At 40.5% G+C, this 25,242-nt stretch carries 2 protein-coding genes; both read left to right on the plus strand.

All coding sequences use genetic code 11. The features are described 5' to 3' along the window. Positions 1 to 331 precede the first annotated feature (331 nt). Positions 332 to 21,424 carry an invasin domain 3-containing protein gene (locus ACPF7B_RS00910; RefSeq protein WP_490505763.1) on the plus strand — a complete coding sequence of 7,031 codons (21,093 nt, stop codon included), beginning with the start codon at positions 332 to 334 and terminating at the stop codon, positions 21,422 to 21,424. Continuing rightward, positions 21,425 to 25,099 (plus strand): TonB-dependent receptor, encoded by a 3,675-nt coding sequence (locus tag ACPF7B_RS00915; RefSeq protein WP_490505764.1) that lies wholly within the window; start codon positions 21,425 to 21,427, stop codon positions 25,097 to 25,099. Positions 25,100 to 25,242: the final 143 nt, after the last annotated feature.

Genomic DNA, 25,242 nt, shown 5'->3' on the forward strand with positions numbered 1-25,242 from the left:
TAAAAAAAGGGATGAAGGTAAGCTTCATCCCTTTTTTTATTTCTTTTTAGTATGTGATTAATAAAAATAAACTTTTCAATCAGTTAAAGCTTATTCGCTGATATTTTTTAATTGTATTGTCCACAATGAGAATAATCTTTTTAAGAAAAAAATCAGTAGACAATCTTTTTTTTTATATTTAACGCTTGATTTTATTATTCTTTTACACAATTTAAAATTTATTTACCTTTTTTTTGGTATATTTCCGACATAGATCCGTATAGAAGTTGTATCTGGATGAAAGTTAACAAATCAAATTAAATAAAATCAACCAATTAAAGAGCTAATTAATATGTGTCTTAATGGAAATTCTCTTCAAAGTAAATATCTTAACTTAATTAAGTTATTTTTAGTAATCCTTGGAATGATGGTGGCCCCCTTGTTTGCGCAAGAGGTGAGTCGGCCATCAAGCTTTTTTGGGATGCAATGGTATAATGGCTACACTAAAGCTGAATTTAGCTGTGATACTCTGTATGGTTCCGAGGATGGCTGGGGTGCAGGTAGTGGGTCTAGAGGGCGTGTTGGTACGCTTGATCCTAATACGGCAGAATTCAGACCAATGTATAAGTTTGGTGGTGCGGTAAATCAGCATCCGAATATGACGAATCCTTGGGGGAATTCCTTTACTACGATTGCTCTAGGTAAACATCCTTTAACAAAAGAACTCACAATGTATCATTGGGATTGGGATACCGATGGTGCTAGAAATATATTTGTAATTCGCGAGAATACAGATTGGGGTTATGTGACTAATCCAAGACTTTTCGGTAATGCTCAAGGGGGAATTAATAGATATTCCGGTGGTGAAGTATTTCAGAAAACTGGGGAGATCTTCCTGAGTGGTGGTGAGGATTATACGCTGGTCAATGGTTGGCGAGTTCGTCGTATTATGCCTGGTACTTTTAATGATGATGGTACTATGAGTTATGGTCGTGTTATTGATAGTGGGTTTATTCAGGGCGATACATATGAAGACTTTCAATTAGTGTCAGGAAAAAATGTTGTTTCTGATATGGCTTTTGATGCTAACGGAAATTTTTATATATTGATTGGTGATGGTGAAGCACAGCGTCATCTTGTTCGAATTCGTCCAACAGAGGAAAATGGTACTTCAGCTGGTAGTAGTTGGCGATATAATGTTGTACGAAAAATAGATGGTATAGGTGACAATGGTGACCTATGGGGTATGGCATTTTTAAATGGTAGTCTTTATGTATCAAGTCCGAATACCCTTTTTGAAGTTAATACCTTAACGGGTAAGGCTCGTAGAGTAGGTGGACATTACACAAACTCTCCATCAGGTGGTAAAAACAGTCTGCTTGACTTGGCAAGCTGTCAAACAGCTCCCGTTGTTGAGGGAACTGTTTATTTGGATTCAGCAGGACAGGGTAATGTTGGTACAGATGCAGATGGTGTTGCTAATGTAAATGTTGAAATTTGGAAAGTAGTAGGGGGTACACCGGTTTATCAGTCAACATTCCAGACTAGTGCCGCAGGTGACTTTTCAGTTCTTCTTGATTCAACAGCATCAGATTACTATTTAAGATTTGTTGATTTAAAAGTAGATGGTAAGCCTGCAACGCAAACATGGGCGCAGGCTGGTTCGTTTGGACCATCATCAACAACCGCAAGTTGTTACAATCCAATGAATGGATCAATGGAGGCCTCGTCTACGACCGGGCTGTGTTTGAGTAGAGATTCTGATGCGCCAGCAGGTCAAGGTGACCCTTCGACTTGGGCTTCTTATCAAAAAATCTCTTCTCGTAGTGATGAATATGTTATGCAGGCAAGTATCGCTATTACACCGCAAGCGAACTATGCCGATGCTCCAGCTTCATATAATGATGGGTCTAACGGTCCACAGCATCTATCTGCTGGTGTTACAGGTGATGTAGCAAATGATCGTCTGAACTTAATTCGACTAGGTGATAAAGTTTCAATTCAAACATCTACACAACCTTCAGCAGAAGCAAATTCGATTACGACGCATGATGGTGTTGAGATTGCAAGAAGTGGTTCTACACAATTTAAATCCTTACAAGACACAGTATTAGTTCCAGGGCAAAAATATACAATTCGCGCTAAAGTTACCGGTCCAAGAGCGACATCGTCTTATGTTAATGCGTGGTTGGATTGGTCTACATCGGGTGCGAAGTCTGGTAATTTTAATAGCGCAGAGTCTCAAATTATTAAAGATGAACAACCAGCAAATGGTTATGTTACGTATGAATATACTGCTCCAACATCAGGAGCAGCAGTTGTAACGCCTACTTATGCTCGATTTAGAGCAAGTGGTATTGCAGGAATTAATGCTACAGAATCAACTTCTGGAGACAAAATTATCGTAGGTGAGGTTGAAGACTATCGACTTTTCTACGTTCCTGGTCAAATTTCTATCTCTGCTAAAGCTGTTGGTGGTACGGGGGAGTTTGCTTATAAATTTGATAATATTTCTGCGACATATCCATCGGTACAAAACTCTACGATCAATGTAGAAACAGAAGATGAACTTTATGCGGCGGATACATATCATGTGTTTTCTGCGCTTAATTCTCCGGTAACGATTACTCAAACGTCCCCTAATCCAGATTGGAAATTATTAGGCGTTAGCTGTGTACTTAATAATCAACCTATTAATGATGTTAAGTTCACAGAAGAAGGTGTCGTTACAATCCCTGCCTCTTATATTAAAACTGGGGCTGAAATTTCTTGTGAATTTGATAATGCATATTCAGCACGTCTTCAGTTAACAAAACAGATCACTGAACGTTTTGATGCAGCGGATCAATTCACTATTCAAGTTAAAGAAGGCGATACAGTTGCGCACTCAGCGACAACTACGGGGTCAGAGTCATCTGTTCAGACGGAAGTTGTTTCTTTAGAGAGTGGTAAAACATATACGCTTACGGAAATCATGGCGGGTGATGATCAAGTTCGCTTAAATCGTTACGACGCTTCAATTAGTTGTACGAATACATCTTCGTCTAGCCAAACGGTTCTTCCTTCAGGTGAAGGTAAGTCATTTACGGTAACTCCAGCTAATGGAGATAATATTAGTTGTATTATTACAAATACCACGGTTGTGCCTGCGCCGGATCAATCAACGATTACGGCAGAGCCAGCAAGTATTGAGGCAGATGGTACGACAACTTCAACAATTACTGTTCAGGTGGTTGATGCCAATGGCCGTCCAATTCTAGCAGGTGGCGATACAGTCGAGATCTTCTTTACAAATGAAGCAGAACATAATGGTTTCTTTGTTGAGGATGAAACAGCTTCAAAAGTGACTGCAACGGATAATGGTGATGGTACCTATTCTGTAGAAGTTGCATCAAAAATAGCATTTAATGAAGAGTCATTTAGCTACACTGTAAATGGTGAAGCGGGTGCAGGTAATGCATTAGTATCTTATACATCTGGTGCAGCAACTTCTGAAACAAGTTCAATCACAGTTGAACCTCCAAGTATTACGGCGGATGGTACAGATTTTGCAACAGTCACTGTAACGTTACTAGATGCTAATGGTAACCAATTGCCAAGTTCAGCGAAAGCCGATGGAACAAAATATGAAGTTTCAATTCACTTTGTTGACGATGAAAATAAAATTGGTTCAATTACAGAATTTAAAGATAATGAAGATGGTACATTCACTGCAAAAGTGACATCTACTGATATTGGTAATGAAGAAGTAACCTTTACGTTAGATACTGTAACCTCTTCTCATAAGCAGCCGATTACATATGTAGCTGGAAAGGCGTCTGCTACAAACTCAACAATTGAAGTGGACAAAGATTCAATTGTTGCCAATGGTTCAGACAAAGCGATATTAAAAGTCACACTTTATGATGCTGAGAATAACATCATTGTAGATGGTATTAATCCAGAAACGAGTGAAGCTTATGTTGTAGAAATTCACTTTGTGGCGGCAGATGGTACTATTGGTACGCTTACAGCAACTCAAAAAAATGCAGATGGTACATTTACTGCAGAAGTAACCTCGGTAAAAGCGGGGGTTGATGAGTTTGACTTTAAACTTGATGGTGAACAGCATACAGGTCCTGTATCGGTTGCTTATACACCAGGCACTGCCAATAAAGATGCATCAACAATTGCTATTGAACCAAAATCAATCACAGCGGATGGTAATGACACAGCAACGATTACTGTGACGTTGTTCGATGAAAATAATAATCAGTTAACAAGCGGTTCTGATCTCAATGGTACGCCATATGAAGTTGAGATTTTCTCAACATCAGCTGCTGGAGAAAAAGTTGGTCAATTAGCTGATTCAGTCGTTAATAATAATGACGGTACATTTACAATTACCTTGACATCAACTGTTAAAGGTCAGGAAGTATTTGGATTTAGCCTCAATGGTGAAAACTCAAGTAAAACTGATAACGTAACCTATACACCAGGCGCTGTTGATCTTGCTCAATCAACGATTAAAGCCGAGCCTACTACGGTTGTTGCAGATGGGGTTGATCACTCAATTATTACTGTTCAATTAAAAGATGCGCAAGGTAATAACCTGAACTCTAATATTGGAACAGTTGCAATTACAGGTTTAGTATTGCCAGTTCAAGCCGGTGAGAAAGTGGCTGCGACTTATATTGAAGAAGGTCGTTATGAGCTTAGAGTAACATCCGTAAGAGCGGGCTTGAATGACAATATCAACTTTGAAGTCACGGTTGATGGTTCAGCGCAAGCAGGCCAAGGTGAAAAAGCGAGTATCGACTTTACACCAGGTCCAGTGGATCTTAATCAATCAACCATCACTGCAGATCCAACAGCGATCGTAGCGAATGATGAAGAAGTTTCAACGATTACTGTGCAGTTAAAAGATTCACAAGGTAACAACCTTCGTGAAAGTAAAGGTACCGTGACATTGATCTTCAATGATGGTGCAGGTACTCAAGGAACTGTCACAAATGTTGTCGATAACCAAGATGGTACTTACACGGCAACGATTAAGTCTAAAGTGGCGAATGTCACGGATAAAGTGAATTTTGCACTTGATGGGACAACTGCGTCTTCGACTCCTGCACATATACAATATAATCCAGGTGCTGTGGATCTTGATACAACAACAATCACCGCCAATCCATTAACAATTGAAGCAAATGGTTCTGAAGAGTCAGTAGTGACAATTCAGTTGAAAGATGCGTTTAATAATGACATCAAGACACCACTTAGCGATGGCGTAGTGACATTAACGTCCGCAACGCCTATTGGTACTATTGCTAATAATGGTCAAATGACCTATGCCGGCGATGGTAAATATACAGTTGTTGTAACATCAGAAAGTACTGGTGTAGAAGAGTTTGGTTATAACATTAGTACCGTAGGTGATGGTACGAAAAAAGTATCAATTACTTATCGTACAGGTGGCATCAGCTTAACTGAATCAACATTGGATGTTACACCGACTGAAATTGTAGCTAATGATACAGATGAAGCGGTTGTATCGGTTCAGTTATTAGATGCAAATAAAAATAAACCAGAAGAGATGCCGGGTGTTGTTTACCTCACAGGATTAGAGAAAGGTAAAACGGCAGATGGCTCACTCAAAATGACACATGTGGGTCAAGGTTTATATCAAATCACTGTTAAATCAACGGTAATAGGTGTAGATAATCTTGGTTATGAGTTCGGTGAAATTGAAGATAGCCGTGCTGCAGGTAGTGCGAAGAAAGATCTTACCTATTTAGCAGGTGAGGTGGATCTCACTAAATCGACAATTGTCATCAATCCAGCATCAATTACAGCGAATGGTAACGCTCGTGCAAATGTAACCGTCCAACTTCGTGATGCGTATGAAAACAACATCACAGCGAACAAAGGAACGGTCACATTAGTGGGTCTTGAGATTGGTGATCTGTTAAATGCAGAAAATAATGCCTTAGTATTCCAAGGGGGTACTTATACAGGGATTATTACTTCAATCACAGCAGGTACTGAAAATGTTGGCTTTACAATGGAAGGTATGAGTGAAACGAGCCCAACAGCGCCGATTACTTATACTCCAGGAAATGTAAGCAACTCAATGTCAGAAATCTCAGCAGATCCATTATCGATCGTTGCAGATGATGAAGCGTTTACAACTATTACAATTCAGTTGAAAGATGGTCAAGGTAATAATCTTGATAGTGAGATTGCAGGTGAAATTGCGTTAACAGGTGTAACGTTAGGACATATCGCTGAAGCATTGCATTATGTTGATAAAGGTATTTACCAAGCGACTGTTAAATCACAGAAAGCAGGTACTGATAATATCGGTTTCACGATTGCAGGTAATGCAGGACAAAATGGTAAAACGGTAGCGGTTGAGTATACTGCCGGTGACGCTGATTTAACAAAATCAACATTAATCGCAAATCCTGTACAAATTACTGCAAATGGTACGACAACTTCAACCTTGACTGTACAGTTGTACGACAAGTTTGATAACAAGATCACAGAAGTACGTGATAATGTTGTTGTGATCTCAATTAAAGGTACATCAGCAGCACAAGCAACATTAACAGAGACCGTAAAAGGTACAAATGGTACTTATACTGCTCGAGTAAGCTCACAAAAAGCAGGGGTTGATAACTTTGACTTCTCATTAGATGGAGCTCAAGCAGATGTTGCAGATGTGACGGTAACCTATGTAGCAGGTGCGGCAGTAGCAGCAAACTCTATTATTACAGCGAATCCAGAAAGCATTTTAGCGGATGGTTCAGTTAAATCTACGTTAACTGTTCAGTTGCGTGATGGTAATAATAACGATCTTAAAGTAAGTGCCGGTGATATTGTACGTATAATGAGCGAAACCTCGCCAGCGCTAGGTTTATTATCGACGGATGTAGTTGACAATCAAGATGGTACGTATACTGCAACGGTTACATCGAAAAAAGCAGGTACAGAAACATTTGGATTTACAGTGTCAAATGCAACGTCGCCTTCAAAAGCAAATGTAACCTACTTACCAGGTACTGCATCAGCAACGACATCGGAAATTTCAATTCAACCAAACATTATTACGGCAGACGGTAATACTGAAGCGAAAGTGACAGTGACTTTGCGTGATATTAATGGTAATAAATTGATTTCTGATGATGCGGGTGCGGCGCCTGTGGTTCTTACGGGTGTAAATATTGCAACTCAAGGAAATATTACGCTTACTTATGATGGTGGTGAAACGGGTACTTATTCAGGTGTCTTGACATCTACAAGTGAAGGGAAAGATACGGTTGGCTTTACACTAAATGGAGTGGAAGCAACAGGACCTAAAGCAAAAGCTGACTTAACGTATCGTTCAGGTGGTTTTGATTTGAGTACGTCAACGATAGAGTTGAGTAAATCAGAAATCATCGCAAATAATACGGATTCTTCAACTGTGACTATTACTATTCTTGATAAGAATGGTAATGCAGTGGCAGAAGATTTAACAATTGCGTTGGTGGGTCTTGATACTGGGTCATTAGTTGGTTCGTTAGAGAAAAATGGTAACGTTTACACGGGGACTATTACTTCAACGAAAACAGGAACTGACACAATCGGTTACACCATTGAAGGTTCGAAAGCAACGGATGAGAAATCATTGAAATATGTTGCTGGCAATTATGACTTCTCTAACTCGTCAATTAGTGTGAATCCAACATCAATCACTGCAAATGATAGAGAGGAATCAGTAGTTACTGTTCAGTTACGTGATGAATTTAATAATAATCTTGATCGTGAATTGACAGAAAAAGTCTCTTTGGTTCCATCAACATTAGAATTTGGTAAATCTGCAGAAGTGAATGGAACTTTAGATTTTACCTATGTGGGTGATGGTCGTTATGAGTTGAAAGTTAAATCAACGACGACGGGTACTGATAACTTGAATTATCAAGTAGGTACAGATGCAAATACAGGTTCTGCTGCGGCATTAACCTATACGGCAGGTCCGATCAGTCTAGAGAAAACTACGATTGTAGCTAATCCTGAATCTATCACTGCAAACGGGGAAATGAGTAGTACGATTACTGTTCAGTTTAAAGATGCATTTGGTAATAACATTGCAAGAAATATTGGCAATGTGACACTGACAGGTCTATCTGCGCCAGATGCACATCTTGTTGGTTCAATGAGATATGTTGCAGGTACAGGTTCATATACTGGTCAAGTTGTATCAACACTTGCAGGTACAGATCATATTGGTTATGTCATTGAAGGTGTTGGTAATGGTGAGCAAACTGCAGAATTAACTTATACTGCCGGTACAGTTGATATTGATAACTCAACGATTAGTGCGTCACCTAACAGTATCAATGCTGATGGTGTTCAAACCTCGACGATTACTGTTCAGCTTCGTGACTCAAAAGGCAACGTGGTTCCAACACAGAGCGGTGTTGTTGTATTGACTGGACTAGATCGTGGTGAAGCTTCAGATGGTACTGATAAGCCATTAACCTTAAGCTATGTTGATAACGGTCGTTATCAGGTGGTGGTTAAATCTACGGCAGCAGGTACCGATACATTAAGCTTTACATTAGATGGTGTGCAATCTAAATCACAGGCATCATTGACGTATAAGCCAGGTAAATATGATTTATCTAAATCAGAGATTAGTGTGAGCCCAGCTTCAATTGAGGCGAACGGTCGTGCGACATCAATCGTTACGGTTCAGTTGAAAGATAAATTCGGCAATAACACTGAAGATGGTGCGGCTGTTAATGTAGTATTGACTGGTTTGGCAATTGGTAATATTGACAATACACGATTGTCATTTGAAGGAAATGGTCGTTACATTGGTGTTATCAAGTCGACAGTGGCAGGTAGTGAAGAATTGAGCTTTACGGTCGATAATGACGCTCCATCTGCTGACAATGCGAAAGGTAAAGCGACAATTACTTATACTGCGGGTTCAGCTGATTCATCAATTTCTACGATCTCAGCGAGTCCACGTCGTATCCTTGCAGATGGAACAACGACTTCAACAATCACTGTTCAATTGAAAGATTCGCAAGGGAATAATCTTAAAGATAATTTAGATCCTACGAGTAAGCAGCCATACATAGTTGACTTGCAATATGTTGATCCACAAGTAGGGGTGATGAACCCAGTGTCAGGTGAAATGACACATATTGGTGGAGGTGCATTTACTTTAACGGTAAGTTCAGAAGATACAGGTACGGATAAGTTTACCTTTGCATTAAATGGCGTTACTCCGGAGAATAAATTTGCTTCTGTAACCTATTTTGCGGGTGTGCCAGATGCGACAACTTCAACGATTGAAGCATATCCTACAGAGATTGCTGCGGATGGTAGTACAACGTCGACATTAACAGTGACACTTCGGGATGCACAAGGCAATATTGTTGACCCAAGTACATATCAAGAAGCTGTCAAATCTACGGTTGTAATCGCTCCACAAGAAGTTACTGAAGGTGTTGAAGTGAGTGCTGTTACTCCTGTGGGAGATGGTACATACACAGCAACGGTTAAATCGACTGTTGCAAAAACAGATACCTTTGAGTTTACATTCGACGGAACGAAAGGCGCTAATACTGCGACGGTAACATATAAAACCGGTGCAGTTGACTCTACAAAATCAACAATTGTCATTGAACCAAACAGCATTCTTGCGAATGGTGTTGAAGAAGCAGTGGTAACGATTACGTTACGAGATGTGAATGGTAATGTTATTACTGAAAATGTGGGTCAAGTGAACTTGACAGGTCTTGTGATCGGTAAAGCTGCACAAGCGACTAATCTTGTTAAGCAGGAAGATGGCACTTATACAACAACAATCACATCAATTCTTCCAGGTGATGATGAGGTCGGTTTTGAGGTTGTTGGTGATACGGGTACAACAGTTGGTCCTAAAGCGACAATTAACTATAACTTAACAGATGCGAAATTTGATGATGGTAAATCTACGATTGTAGCTAATCCTGATTCAATCACAGCGGATGGTAAGGATAAGTCAATAGTTACTGTTACGCTTGTGCATGAAGGTACTGATACACCGTTATCAGGTCTTGGTGTCGATGAATTAACGCTTGTCAGCAAGAAAGATGGTGTTGATTTATTGGGTGATATTACGCCAATTGGTGAAACAGGCGAAGGTACTGGAGTCTATACATTCGAAGTAACATCTACAGTATTGGGTGATGATCTATTTGGTTTTGAACTTAATGGAGTAACTTCAACGAAGTCTGCGGGTGTTAAGTACACCACAGGTGGCGATAAGTTTGATCCAAAGCAATCAACGATAGCGATTGATAAGACAGAAATCGTCGCTGATGGTGAGGAATTTGCAACGATTACTGTAACGCTTAAGTATGAGTCAGGTGCTCCGGTTATCGGTGCGACATCTCTTAGTTTGATTCCGTTTAATGACGGAGAGGCTTTAATTGGTCAAATCGATAATGAAAATAAAGCGATAGATAATGGTGATGGTACTTACACATTTACTGTTAGATCTGAGAGTGTTATTGGTAAAGATACGTTTGGTTATAGAACTTCAGGTACTAGAGGTGAGAATAGTGTTGATTTAACATACACCACAGGTGGCGATGCGTTTGATCCTTCGCAATCAAATATTGCGATTGATAAAACAGAGATCGTGGCAGATGGTCAAGAGATCGCAACAATCACGGTGACCTTGAACTACGCAAGCGGTAAGCCATTAATTGGTGCAACAACACTTGAGTTAGTGAACAAAGCAGCTGAAGGTCAAGCGTTTATCGGTACTGTTTCAGCGGTGACAGATAATAATGATGGTACATATACTTATACTGTGTCGTCAGATAGTAAGATTGGTACAGATACATTTGGCTATAAAACTGCGGGTGCAGAAGGTCAAGATACAGTTGACTTAACGTATACCACAGGTGGTGATGTGTTTGATCCTTCGCAGTCTCAAATTGAAATTAATAAGGAATCGATTGTTGCTGATGGTCAAGATTTTGCGACAATCACGGTGACCTTGAACTACGCAAGCGGTAAGCCATTAATTGGTGCAACAACACTTGAGTTAGTGAACAAAGCAGCTGAAGGTCAAGCGTTTATCGGTACTGTTTCAGCGGTGACAGATAATAATGATGGTACATATACTTATACTGTGTCGTCAGATAGTAAGATTGGTACAGATACATTTGGCTATAAAACTGCGGGTGCAGAAGGTCAAGATACAGTTGACTTAACGTATACCACAGGTGGTGATGTGTTTGATCCTTCGCAATCAAATATTGCGATTGATAAAACAGAGATCGTGGCAGATGGTCAAGAGATGGCAACAATCACGGTGACATTGAAGTATTCTTCGGGTGAACCGCTAATTGGTGCAACAACACTTGAGTTAGTGAATGAAAGTGCTGTCAATACATCGTTTATAGGTAAAGTATCAAGTGTTACTGAAGATGCTGAAGGTAAAGGTGAATACACATTCACTGTAATTTCAGAAAGTAAAATTGGTACAGATACGTTTGGCTATAAAACTGCGGGCGCAAAAGGTCAAGATACAGTTGACTTAACATACACCACAGGTGGTGATGCGTTTGATCCTTCGCAATCAAATATTGCGATTGATAAAACAGAGATCGTTGCAGATGGTCAAGAGATCGCAACAATCACGGTGACCTTGAACTACGCAAGCGGTAAACCATTAATTGGTGCAACAACACTTGAATTAGTGAACAAAGCGGCTGAAGGTCAAGCGTTTATCGGTACTGTTTCAGCAGTGACAGATAATAATGATGGTACATATACTTATACTGTGTCGTCAGACAGTAAGATTGGTAAAGATACATTTGGCTATAAAACTGCGGGTGCAGAAGGTCAAGATACAGTTGACTTAACGTACACCACAGGTGGCGATGCGTTTGATCCTTCGCAATCAAATATTGCGATTGATAAAACAGAGATCGTTGCAGATGGTCAAGAGATCGCAACAATCACGGTGACCTTGAACTACGCAAGCGGTAAACCATTAATCGGTGCAACAACACTTGAATTAGTGAATAAAGCGGCTGAAGGTCAAGCGTTTATCGGTACTGTTTCAGCAGTGACAGATAATAATGATGGTACATATACTTATACTGTGTCGTCAGACAGTAAGATTGGTAAAGATACATTTGGCTATAAAACTGCGGGTGCAGAAGGTCAAGATACAGTTGACTTAACGTACACCACAGGTGGCGATGCGTTTGATCCTTCGCAATCAAATATTGCGATTGATAAAACAGAGATCGTTGCAGATGGTCAAGAGATCGCAACAATCACGGTGACCTTGAACTACGCAAGCGGTAAACCATTAATCGGTGCAACAACACTTGAATTAGTGAACAAAGCGGCTGAAGGTCAAGCGTTTATCGGTACTGTTTCAGCAGTGACAGATAATAATGATGGTACATATACTTATACTGTGTCGTCAGACAGTAAGATTGGTAAAGATACATTTGGCTATAAAACTGCGGGTGCAGAAGGTCAAGATACAGTTGACTTAACGTACACCACAGGTGGCGATGTGTTTGATCCTTCGCAATCAAATATTGCGATTGATAAAACAGAGATCGTTGCAGATGGTCAAGAGATCGCAACAATCACGGTGACCTTGAACTACGCAAGCGGTAAACCATTAATCGGTGCAACAACACTTGAATTAGTGAATAAAGCGGCTGAAGGTCAAGCGTTTATCGGTACTGTTTCAGCAGTGACAGATAATAATGATGGTACATATACTTATACTGTGTCGTCAGACAGTAAGATTGGTAAAGATACATTTGGCTATAAAACTGCGGGTGCAGAAGGTCAAGATACAGTTGACTTAACGTACACCACAGGTGGCGATGTGTTTGATCCTTCGCAATCAAATATTGCGATTGATAAAACAGAGATCGTTGCAGATGGTCAAGAGATCGCAACAATCACGGTGACCTTGAACTACGCAAGCGGTAAACCATTAATCGGTGCAACAACACTTGAATTAGTGAATAAAGCGGCTGAAGGTCAAGCGTTTATCGGTACTGTTTCAGCAGTGACAGATAATAATGATGGTACATATACTTATACTGTGTCGTCAGACAGTAAGATTGGTAAAGATACATTTGGCTATAAAACTGCGGGTGCAGAAGGTCAAGATACAGTTGACTTAACGTACACCACAGGTGGCGATGTGTTTGATCCTTCGCAATCAAATATTGCGATTGATAAAACAGAGATCGTTGCAGATGGTCAAGAGATCGCAACAATCACGGTGACCTTGAACTATGCAAACGGTAAACCATTAATCGGTGCAACAACACTTGAATTAGTGAATAAAGCGGCTGAAGGTCAAGCGTTTATCGGTACTGTTTCAGCAGTGACAGATAATAATGATGGTACATATACTTATACTGTGTCGTCAGACAGTAAGATTGGTAAAGATATATTTGGCTATAAAACTGCGGGTGCAGAAGGTCAAGATACAGTTGACTTAACGTACACCACAGGTGGCGATGTGTTTGATCCTTCGCAATCAAATATTGCGATTGATAAAACAGAGATCGTTGCAGATGGTCAAGAGATCGCAACAATCACGGTGACCTTGAACTACGCAAGCGGTAAGCCATTAATTGGTGCAACAACACTTGAATTAGTGAACAAAGCGGCTGAAGGTCAAGCGTTTATCGGTACTGTTTCAGCAGTGACAGATAATAATGATGGTACATATACTTATACTGTGTCGTCAGACAGTAAGATTGGTAAAGATACATTTGGCTATAAAACTGCGGGTGCAGAAGGTCAAGATACAGTTGACTTAACGTACACCACAGGTGGCGATGTGTTTGATCCTTCGCAATCAAATATTGCGATTGATAAAACAGAGATCGTTGCAGATGGTCAAGAGATCGCAACAATCACGGTGACCTTGAACTACGCAAGCGGTAAACCATTAATCGGTGCAACAACACTTGAATTAGTGAATAAAGCGGCTGAAGGTCAAGCGTTTATCGGTACTGTTTCAGCAGTGACAGATAATAATGATGGTACATATACTTATACTGTGTCGTCAGACAGTAAGATTGGTAAAGATACATTTGGCTATAAAACTGCGGGTGCAGAAGGTCAAGATACAGTTGACTTAACGTACACCACAGGTGGCGATGTGTTTGATCCTTCGCAATCAAATATTGCGATTGATAAAACAGAGATCGTTGCAGATGGTCAAGAGATCGCAACAATCACGGTGACCTTGAACTACGCAAGCGGTAAACCATTAATCGGTGCAACAACACTTGAATTAGTGAATAAAGCGGCTGAAGGTCAAGCGTTTATCGGTACTGTTTCAGCAGTGACAGATAATAATGATGGTACATATACTTATACTGTGTCGTCAGACAGTAAGATTGGTAAAGATACATTTGGCTATAAAACTGCGGGTGCAGAAGGTCAAGATACAGTTGACTTAACGTACACCACAGGTGGCGATGTGTTTGATCCTTCGCAATCAAATATTGCGATTGATAAAACAGAGATCGTTGCAGATGGTCAAGAGATCGCAACAATCACGGTGACCTTGAACTACGCAAGCGGTAAACCATTAATCGGTGCAACAACACTTGAATTAGTGAATAAAGCGGCTGAAGGTCAAGCGTTTATCGGTACTGTTTCAGCAGTGACAGATAATAATGATGGTACATATACTTATACTGTGTCGTCAGACAGTAAGATTGGTAAAGATACATTTGGCTATAAAACTGCGGGTGCAGAAGGTCAAGATACAGTTGACTTAACGTACACCACAGGTGGCGATGTGTTTGATCCTTCGCAATCAAATATTGCGATTGATAAAACAGAGATCGTTGCAGATGGTCAAGAGATCGCAACAATCACGGTGACCTTGAACTACGCAAGCGGTAAACCATTAATCGGTGCAACAACACTTGAATTAGTGAATAAAGCGGCTGAAGGTCAAGCGTTTATCGGTACTGTTTCAGCAGTGACAGATAATAATGATGGTACATATACTTATACTGTGTCGTCAGACAGTAAGATTGGTAAAGATACATTTGGCTATAAAACTGCGGGTGCAGAAGGTCAAGATACAGTTGACTTAACGTACACCACAGGTGGCGATGTGTTTGATCCTTCGCAATCAAATATTGCGATTGATAAAACAGAGATCGTTGCAGATGGTCAAGAGATCGCAACAATCACGGTGACCTTGAACTACGCAAGCGGTAAACCATTAATCGGTGCAACAACACTTGAATTAGTGAATAAAGCGGCTGAAGGTCAAGCGTTTATCGGTACTGTTTCAGCAGTGACAGATAATAATGATGGTACATATACTTATACTGTGTCGTCAGACAGTAAGATTGGTAAAGATACATTTGGCTATAAAACTGCGGGTGCAGAAGGTCAAGATACAGTTGACTTAACGTACACCACAGGTGGCGATGTGTTTGATCCTTCGCAATCAAATATTGCGATTGATAAAACAGAGATCGTTGCAGATGGTCAAGAGAGCGCAACAATCACGGTGACCTTGAACTACGCAAGCGGTAAACCATTAATCGGTGCAACAACACTTGAGTTGGTGAATAAAGCGGCTGAAGGTCAAGCGTTTATCGGTACTGTTTCAGCAGTGACAGATAATAATGATGGTACATATACTTATGTTGTAATTTCTCCGAAGCTAGTTGGTAAAGATCACTTTGGTTATAAAACAGCTGGTGCAGTAGGTACAGACAGTGTTGAGTTAGATTATGTTGCCGGTGGAATAGATCTTGGTAACTCTGATATCTCAATTGAGCCAAATCCACCAGTAGCAGGTAAAGATGCTGTGGTAACAGTGGTGCCAAAAGATGAGAATGGAAACGTTGTAAATCCAGGTCCAGGTACTGAAATTACAGTGACAATGCCAGATGGTAAGGAATCTACAATTACAGATAATGGAGATGGTACTTATACACTTCCAGATGGATCAACTCACAACAAGACACCAGAAGGCGGTTATGAAGTTCCAGTAACAGCGCCAACGGAAGCAGGAAAAGGTGATGTTGTTGTAACAGGTAAAGACCCAGACGGTGGTGATTTAGGAACCGGTACATTACCAATTGAAACAATCCCAGGTGGTGTAGATCTTGGTAACTCTGATATCTCAATTGAGCCAAATCCACCAGTAGCAGGTAAAGACTCTGTGGTAACAGTGGTGCCAAAAGATGAGAACGGAAACGTTGTAAATCCAGGCCCAGGTACTGAAATTACAGTGACAATGCCAGATGGTAAGGAATCTACAATTACAGATAATGGAGATGGTACTTATACACTTCCAGATGGATCAACTCACAACAAGACACCAGAAGGCGGTTATGAAGTTCCAGTAACAGCGCCAACGGAAGCAGGAAAAGGTGATGTTGTTGTAACAGGTAAAGACCCAGACGGTGGTGATTTAGGAACCGGTACATTACCAATTGAAACAGTCCCAGGTGGTGTAGATCTTGGTAACTCTGATATCTCAATTGAGCCAAATCCACCAGTAGCAGGTAAAGACTCTGTGGTAACAGTGGTGCCAAAAGATGAGAACGGAAACGTTGTAAATCCAGGCCCAGGTACTGAAATTACAGTGACAATGCCAGATGGTAAGGAATCTACAATTACAGATAATGGAGATGGTACTTATACGCTTCCAGATGGATCAACTCACAACAAGACACCAGAAGGCGGTTATGAAGTTCCAGTAACAGCGCCAACGGAAGCAGGAAAAGGTGATGTTGTTGTAACAGGTAAAGACCCAGACGGTGGTGATTTAGGAACCGGTACATTACCAATTGAAACAGTCCCAGGTGGTGTAGATCTTGGTAACTCTGATATCTCAATTGAGCCAAATCCACCAGTAGCAGGTAAAGACTCTGTGGTAACAGTGGTGCCAAAAGATGAGAACGGAAACGTTGTAAATCCAGGCCCAGGTACTGAAATTACAGTGACAATGCCAGATGGTAAGGAATCTACAATTACAGATAATGGAGATGGTACTTATACACTTCCAGATGGATCAACTCACAACAAGACACCAGAAGGCGGTTATGAAGTTCCAGTAACAGCGCCAACGGAAGCAGGAAAAGGTGATGTTGTTGTAACAGGTAAAGACCCAGACGGTGGTGATTTAGGAACCGGTACATTACCAATTGAAACAGTCCCAGGTGGTGTAGATCTTGGTAACTCTGATATCTCAATTGAGCCAAATCCACCAGTAGCAGGTAAAGACTCTGTGGTAACAGTGGTGCCAAAAGATGAGAACGGAAACGTTGTAAATCCAGGCCCAGGTACTGAAATTACAGTGACAATGCCAGATGGTAAGGAATCTACAATTACAGATAATGGAGATGGTACTTATACGCTTCCAGATGGATCAACTCACAACAAGACACCAGAAGGCGGTTATGAAGTTCCAGTAACAGCGCCAACGGATGCAGGAAAAGGTGATGTTGTTGTAACAGGTAAAGACCCAGACGGTGGTGATTTAGGAACCGGTACATTACCAATTGAAACAGTCCCAGGTGGTGTAGATCTTGGTAACTCTGATATCTCAATTGAGCCAAATCCACCAGTAGCAGGTAAAGACTCTGTGGTAACAGTGGTGCCAAAAGATGAGAACGGAAACGTTGTAAATCCAGGCCCAGGTACTGAAATTACAGTGACAATGCCAGATGGTAAGGAATCTACAATTACAGATAATGGAGATGGTACTTATACGCTTCCAGATGGATCAACTCACAACAAGACACCAGAAGGCGGTTATGAAGTTCCAGTAACAGCGCCAACGGATGCAGGAAAAGGTGATGTTGTTGTAACAGGTAAAGACCCAGACGGTGGTGATTTAGGAACCGGTACATTACCAATTGAAACAGTCCCAGGTGGTGTAGATCTTGGTAACTCTGATATCTCAATTGAGCCAAATCCACCAGTAGCAGGTAAAGACTCTGTGGTAACAGTGGTGCCAAAAGATGAGAACGGAAACGTTGTAAATCCAGGCCCAGGTACTGAAATTACAGTGACAATGCCAGATGGTAAGGAATCTACAATTACAGATAATGGAGATGGTACTTATACGCTTCCAGATGGATCAACTCACAACAAGACACCAGAAGGCGGTTATGAAGTTCCAGTAACAGCGCCAACGGATGCAGGAAAAGGTGATGTTGTTGTAACAGGTAAAGACCCAGACGGTGGTGATTTAGGAACCGGTACATTACCAATTGAAACAGTCCCAGGTGGTGTAGATCTTGGTAACTCTGATATCTCAATTGAGCCAAATCCACCAGTAGCAGGTAAAGACTCTGTGGTAACAGTGGTGCCAAAAGATGAGAACGGAAACGTTGTAAATCCAGGCCCAGGTACTGAAATTACAGTGACAATGCCAGATGGTAAGGAATCTACAATTACAGATAATGGAGATGGTACTTATACGCTTCCAGATGGATCAACTCACAACAAGACACCAGAAGGCGGTTATGAAGTTCCAGTAACAGCGCCAACGGATGCAGGAAAAGGTGATGTTGTTGTAACAGGTAAAGACCCAGACGGTGGTGATTTAGGAACCGGTACATTACCAATTGAAACAGTCCCAGGTGGTGTAGATCTTGGTAACTCTGATATCTCAATTGAGCCAAATCCACCAGTAGCAGGTAAAGACTCTGTGGTAACAGTGGTGCCAAAAGATGAGAACGGAAACGTTGTAAATCCAGGCCCAGGTACTGAAATTACAGTGACAATGCCAGATGGTAAGGAATCTACAATTACAGATAATGGAGATGGTACTTATACGCTTCCAGATGGATCAACTCACAACAAGACACCAGAAGGCGGTTATGAAGTTCCAGTAACAGCGCCAACGGATGCAGGAAAAGGTGATGTTGTTGTAACAGGTAAAGACCCAGACGGTGGTGATTTAGGAACCGGTACATTACCAATTGAAACAGTCCCAGGTGGTGTAGATCTTGGTAACTCTGATATCTCAATTGAGCCAAATCCACCAGTAGCAGGTAAAGACTCTGTGGTAACAGTGGTGCCAAAAGATGAGAACGGAAACGTTGTAAATCCAGGCCCAGGTACTGAAATTACAGTGACAATGCCAGATGGTAAGGAATCTACAATTACAGATAATGGAGATGGTACTTATACGCTTCCAGATGGATCAACTCACAACAAGACACCAGAAGGCGGTTATGAAGTTCCAGTAACAGCGCCAACGGAAGCAGGAAAAGGTGATGTTGTTGTAACAGGTAAAGACCCAGACGGTGGTGATTTAGGAACCGGTACATTACCAATTGAAACAGTCCCAGGTGGTGTAGATCTTGGTAACTCTGATATCTCAATTGAGCCTGAGAAACCTAAAGCAGGTAAAGATGCTGTGGTAACAGTGGTGCCAAAAGATGAGAACGGAAACGTTGTAAATCCAGGCTCAGGTGCTGAAATTACAGTGACAATGCCAGGTGATGGTAGTCAGGTAACAGTTACAGATAATGGAGATGGCACTTATACGCTTCCAGATGGATCAACTCACAACAAGACACCAGAAGGGGGTTATGAGTTCCCTGTGAAGGCACCAACGGAAGCTGGAAAAGGTGATGTTACAGTTGCTGGTAAAGGTCCAAATGATGAGGACTTAGGAACGGGTACATTACCAATTGAAACAGTTCCAGGTGGGCTAGATTTAGGTAATTCCGAAGTTGTTGTGAATCCTAAAGATCCAGAAGCAGGTGGTGATATTACTGTTACTGTCAAACCGAAGGATGAAAATGGTAATCGTGTTGATCCTGAAGACGGTACTGAAATTGTTGTTACCGTCCCTGGTGGTGAAGGTGATGTTGTAATTACTGATAATGGCGATGGTTCGTACACTGTTACTTATCCAGATGGTACCGTTGAAGGACCTAAAGATAAGGATCCCGATGGTGGATATGAAGTAGTTGTTACTGCACCTAAGACCCCTGGAAATAGTGAAGTAGTCATTACAGGTAAAGATCCTGATGGCAATCCAACAGGCGGTAGTAATACAACTCCAATCGTTGTTAAGCCAGGAGCAGTAGATGATGAACATTCAACTATTACTGTGGATAAACCAGAAATATCGGCAGATGGGGTTGAGTTTGTAACGATTACTGTTGAGTTGAAAGATAAGTTTGGAAATCTCGTAAGTGGTGACAATCTTGTAGAACTTTTACAGACGGGTGATGCAGTGGGTACTGTTGAACCAGGAATGAGTATTACAAGTTCAACGGACGGTAAATATACATTCACAGTAAGATCTACAACACCAGGTACAGATGACTTTAACTTTGCATTCAACGGAACAAATAGTACTAAACCGAATGTGACTGTTACATATGTTGAGGTTGCTGATGTTAGATTATTGATTTCTCTGACCTCATCAGAATCAACAGTAAAAGTAGGAGATGTAGTAATGATTAAGGCTACGGTTAAAAATATTGGTAGCAGCGAAGCAAAAGGCTTCAATGTAATTAATAGCCTGCCTGTTGGATTTACATATGTCGCCGAGTCGGCTGCGGTTGATAGTGGTGATGCTATTTCGATAGCTGGTAATTCTCCGATTGATTTAGGAAACCTAAATCTTGGTGTAGGTAGTCAGTTAACAGTTAATTTTGTTATCCGTGCTGGAGCAGGTATTAAGCCGGGAACAAATACACTATACAGTGAAGCATTCCAGTCTCGAGCAGTAGCAGCGCAGATGAATACACGTGCAATAGCTGAAAGAGTAGTGAATACGGTTCAAACGTCAGTTTCTAACAAAGCATCGTTAGTATTAACGGTTGATGATAGTGATCCACTGTTTGATGACAGCTTAATCATCGGTACTGTGTACCATGACCGTAATGGTAATGGAATGCAGGATCCAGGTGAGCCAGGTATTCCAGGCGTACGAATTGCAAGTGCAGAAGGTTTAATTATTACAACTGATCAATTTGGACGTTATCACTTAGTAGATATTAAAGGTGGTAAATGGGAACGTGGACGTAATTTCATCCTTAAAGTAGATAATTCATCTCTACCAGAAGGTGTGACTTACGTAACACCGAATCCATTAGTCAGAAGAATTACTCCAGGGTTACCAACACGATTTGACTTCGCGTTGCAATTACCAGAAGAGTCGGTTCTTGAAGTAAGTGAGGCATTATTTATGAATGATAAAGCCTGGATTAAACCAGAATATGAGCGGTATATCCCGCAGATGCTTGAGGTTATTGAAGAAAATGATATTCGAGAAGTAACCATTACATCTAAGGGCGAGCTAGGAGCGTTATCTGAAAAACGAGAAGCGTATTTACAGAAACTATTAAATGATGGACTAACCGATGAGAATCACATTATTGTTGGTAGCGAGTCTCAAGAAGTGGAGGGCAAATAAATGAAAACACGTATGAAACTTCTTGACTTAAGACTCCTAATGATCCTAACGGGCTTTGCAACTCCAGTAGTTGCAATGTCCCAAGGGACTGAAACAACAGGAACCAGTAACTATGCCTTAGGGTGTGAAGGATCTGTTGTTTGTACAGCAGATGGCGGTGAGATGCTTTTCAATGTGAAACGTCAACCGACAAAAGCAATTGGAAATAAGATTATTTCACTGCCGAATAATGGGATGATCTGGTTAACTGAAACACCGAACATGGGAAGCGCCGAGCTTTCCGTGTCGGCTCCAAGTTATGTTCCATTTTATGATGGACGCATCACTAAACCTGTAGAGTTTCATGTTCGTTCTAACTACTCATCATTTGTTTCTAAATATGAAATTCTTATTTATAGAGGTAATGATGTTGACTTAGTAACGCCTATTGCAACTATTCCGGTAGACGTGAAAGCAATTACGTCTGTGAATTGGAATGGTGAGTTACCTTCTAATTATAGAGCTCGCTATAATGATTCACTTCGTTATATTGTCCGTGCATATGATGATCAAGGTCACTTCGATGAAACCTACTCTAAAGAAATTCGATTAGTTACTCCAGAAGAGGATGAGCGTGGAAATGTAGAAATTCGTGATACGATTGCTCGACTTGAAGGACAGGTTCTAACGCAAGAGGAAGCACTAACTGAATCTTTAATTGATGAAGTTGTGGGATCTAATGATCTTTATCGTCAAAACATTCCTTTTGTTGGTGCTCGAGTGAGAATTCAAGGAAGTAATGTTCCTGATGGCGGTGTTTATATTAATGGGGAATCATATCCTATCGATAGAGATCGTAAGTTTGAAGCTGATTTCTTAGTACCTCTTGGCGAACAGCGGTTCAATGTTGAAGTTGCTAATACAATGGGTCGTAAAATCACTCGCACATTAGAAACAGATATCACAGGGAACTCTTTTTTCTTAGTAGGTATTGCTGATGTTACCGTTTATCAGAAAAAAGTAAGTGGTCCTGGACAAGATCTTGTGAAAGTTGATGCCGATGGAAATACTCAAACCTCAGATATTCTTTCAGATGGTCGTTTAGCTTTTTATTTGAAAAGTCGTCTAAATGGACGTTATACCATTACAGCTCATGCGGATACTAAAGAGAAAGAATTAAAGCATCTTTTTAGTGGATTTGGTAAAGCTTATCCTGAAGATGTTTTCAGAGCGTTGGATCCTGATCTTTACTATCCTACATATGGTGATGACTCATCTGTTTATCGCGATGTTGATACAATGGGGCGTTTTTATGCACGAGTGGATTGGGATAAAAACCAAGCTTTATGGGGTAATTATAATACTGGGTTAACAGGAACTGAATTCGCTACCTATTCACGATCTCTTTATGGTGGTGCGGTTGATCTAAAAACAAATGCAAATACTATTTATGGCGATACCAAAGGTAGCTTACGTTTGTTCGGCTCTCAAGCACAATCTATGCCTGGCCATAGTGAGTTTTTAGGGACGGGTGGTAGTCTTTATTATCTCCGTCATGCACGTGTTTTACCAGGGTCTGATAAGGTTCAGGTAAAGGTAGTTGACCCAACAACAGGCTTAACTCAGGCATTAATTAATTTACAGCGAGGGGTAGACTATGAGTTTGATGCGACTCAAGGTCGTATTATTCTATCTCGCCCATTGTTACAAATTGTAAGTCAATATAATCCGAGCATTATTTCTGAAGGACCGCTGAGAGGATATGAGCAGTACTTAATAGCTGACTATGAATATATTCCCACGGGATTTGATCCAAAAGATATTACACGTGGTGGACGTGGTCAGTATTGGTTGAATGACCATTTTGCAGTCGGTTTAACCTATGTTGATGAGCGTCAAGGTGGACAAAGTAACTACGAAATTCAAGGGTTCGATACAATCTTGAAAGCGGGCAATGGTACTTACTTGCGTGGAGAATATACTCATACTAGAAATCAAGGTGTTCCAACGTATCTTTCAAATGACGGTGGTTTGAGTTTTAACCAGATAGGTCAATTATCTACAACAGGTCCACAACAGGGAGAGGCATATGCTGTTGAGGGTCGTGTCAACTTCCGTGAACAAGGTATTACAGAGCGTGACATCCAGGCAGGTGCCTGGTATAAAAAGACTAACCCAGGTTATTCTAACGGTTATAGCAGTAATATTTCAGGCGTAGAAGATTATGGTTTGGAGGTTTCTGCTGAGTTAACTGAAAACTTGTTAGCCTATGTTCGTCATAGTGTTGCTACAACTAATAATAGAACAATTAACGGCACTAAAAACACCTTAACTCAAACTCAAGTCTCTCTTGAGCAACGTTTTGAAAATAATTCAACATTAACTGGTGAATTGAAGCAAGTGACAACCGAGATTGGTGATAATAAAGCCATCGGTAAATTAGCGGCTGTTCGTTATAGTTGGTTTGCAACACCTAATCTCGAGCTTTATGGTATCGGTCAATTAACTATTGATGATGATAATAAGAAATATGCCAAAAATAATATGGTGACAGCTGGTATGCGTTACTTCTATGGTGATAATTCTTCTGTAAGCTTAGAAGCAGCAACAGGTACAAGAGGTCATAGTGTACAAGCAGGTGTTGAGCACAAACTAAGTACAGATCATACTGTTTATGCAAACTATACCTTTGCAAATTCAAAGTCAGATTATGATTCCGTATTTGATAATAATCAAAATGGTTTAACAGTTGGACAGCGCTGGAGATTAACCGATCGATTAAATATTTTTAATGAAGTTCAAAGCCTTCGCGGAAATGGTGAGCGTGGTATTGCCAATACAGTTGGTGCTGACTATAACTTCAATGATGGTTGGAGTACAAATGTAACATTCCAACAAGCTCGCTTGAAGCGTCAAGCGAATGTTGAAGATAATAAAACAACGCGTAACGCTGTAAGTGCATCGATCAGTAAAACGAATGAGATTATTGAATTTAGTTCTAAGCTTGAATATCGTCGTGATAAAGATGCAGATAATACTCGTCGTAAGCAATGGTTAACGACTAACCGTATTTCTTATAAATTTGATGATAGCTTGCGTTTACAAGGAAAATTCAATTATTCGAAATCGTACGATACCTTAGATGGTAGTAAAGATACGAAGTTTATTGATAGTGCTATTGGGTTTGCATATCGTCCTTGGGATAATAATCGTTGGGCAGTTTTTGGGCGATATAATTATTTCTTGAACGATGCTAATGTTGCTCAAACACCGGGTGGAGCTGGTTATGATGTCAACTATTATGGTATGGACTATGACCAAAAATCTCATATCTTCTCACTCGAAGGGATTTATAAACTCAATGCTGAGTGGGAGTTTGGTGGTAAAGTGGCCTATCGTAGTAGTGAAACTCGCTATCATTATTTAAATAACACATGGTTCGATAGTTCTGCCTTATTTGCAGCTGCTCAAGTTCGTTATGATCTTGTGAAGAAATGGCATGTACTTGGTGAGTATCGTATGCTCAAAGTTAAAGACGGTGGGACGAAAAGTGGTTTCTTAATCGGGGTTGATAAAGATATCACTGACAATTTCCGTATTGGATTTGGTTATAACTTCACCGACTTTAGTGATGATTTAACGCAACAAGATTACAAGTTTAAAGGTTTTTACCTTAATTTTGTCGGTTATTATTAATAATACCGTTTTTGTTGATGATAATAGAAGCTCTCGGTTTTTGAACTGAGAGCTTTTTTGTTGAATTCAGTTGTGTGCTATTACAAAAGTGACACATTGATTAATGCTCAATTTATATGAGATATTCTTAAAAGCACCAATGC

The organism is Ignatzschineria sp. 22MB058224, assembly GCF_058188435.1.

What these genes read in the sequence shown, in the direction of transcription:
- ACPF7B_RS00910 (WP_490505763.1), top strand. Translation starts at nt 332, where the DNA reads ATGTGTCTTAATGGAAATTCTCTTCAAAGTAAATATCTTAACTTAATT.
- ACPF7B_RS00915 (WP_490505764.1), top strand. Translation starts at nt 21,425, where the DNA reads ATGAAAACACGTATGAAACTTCTTGACTTAAGACTCCTAATGATCCTA.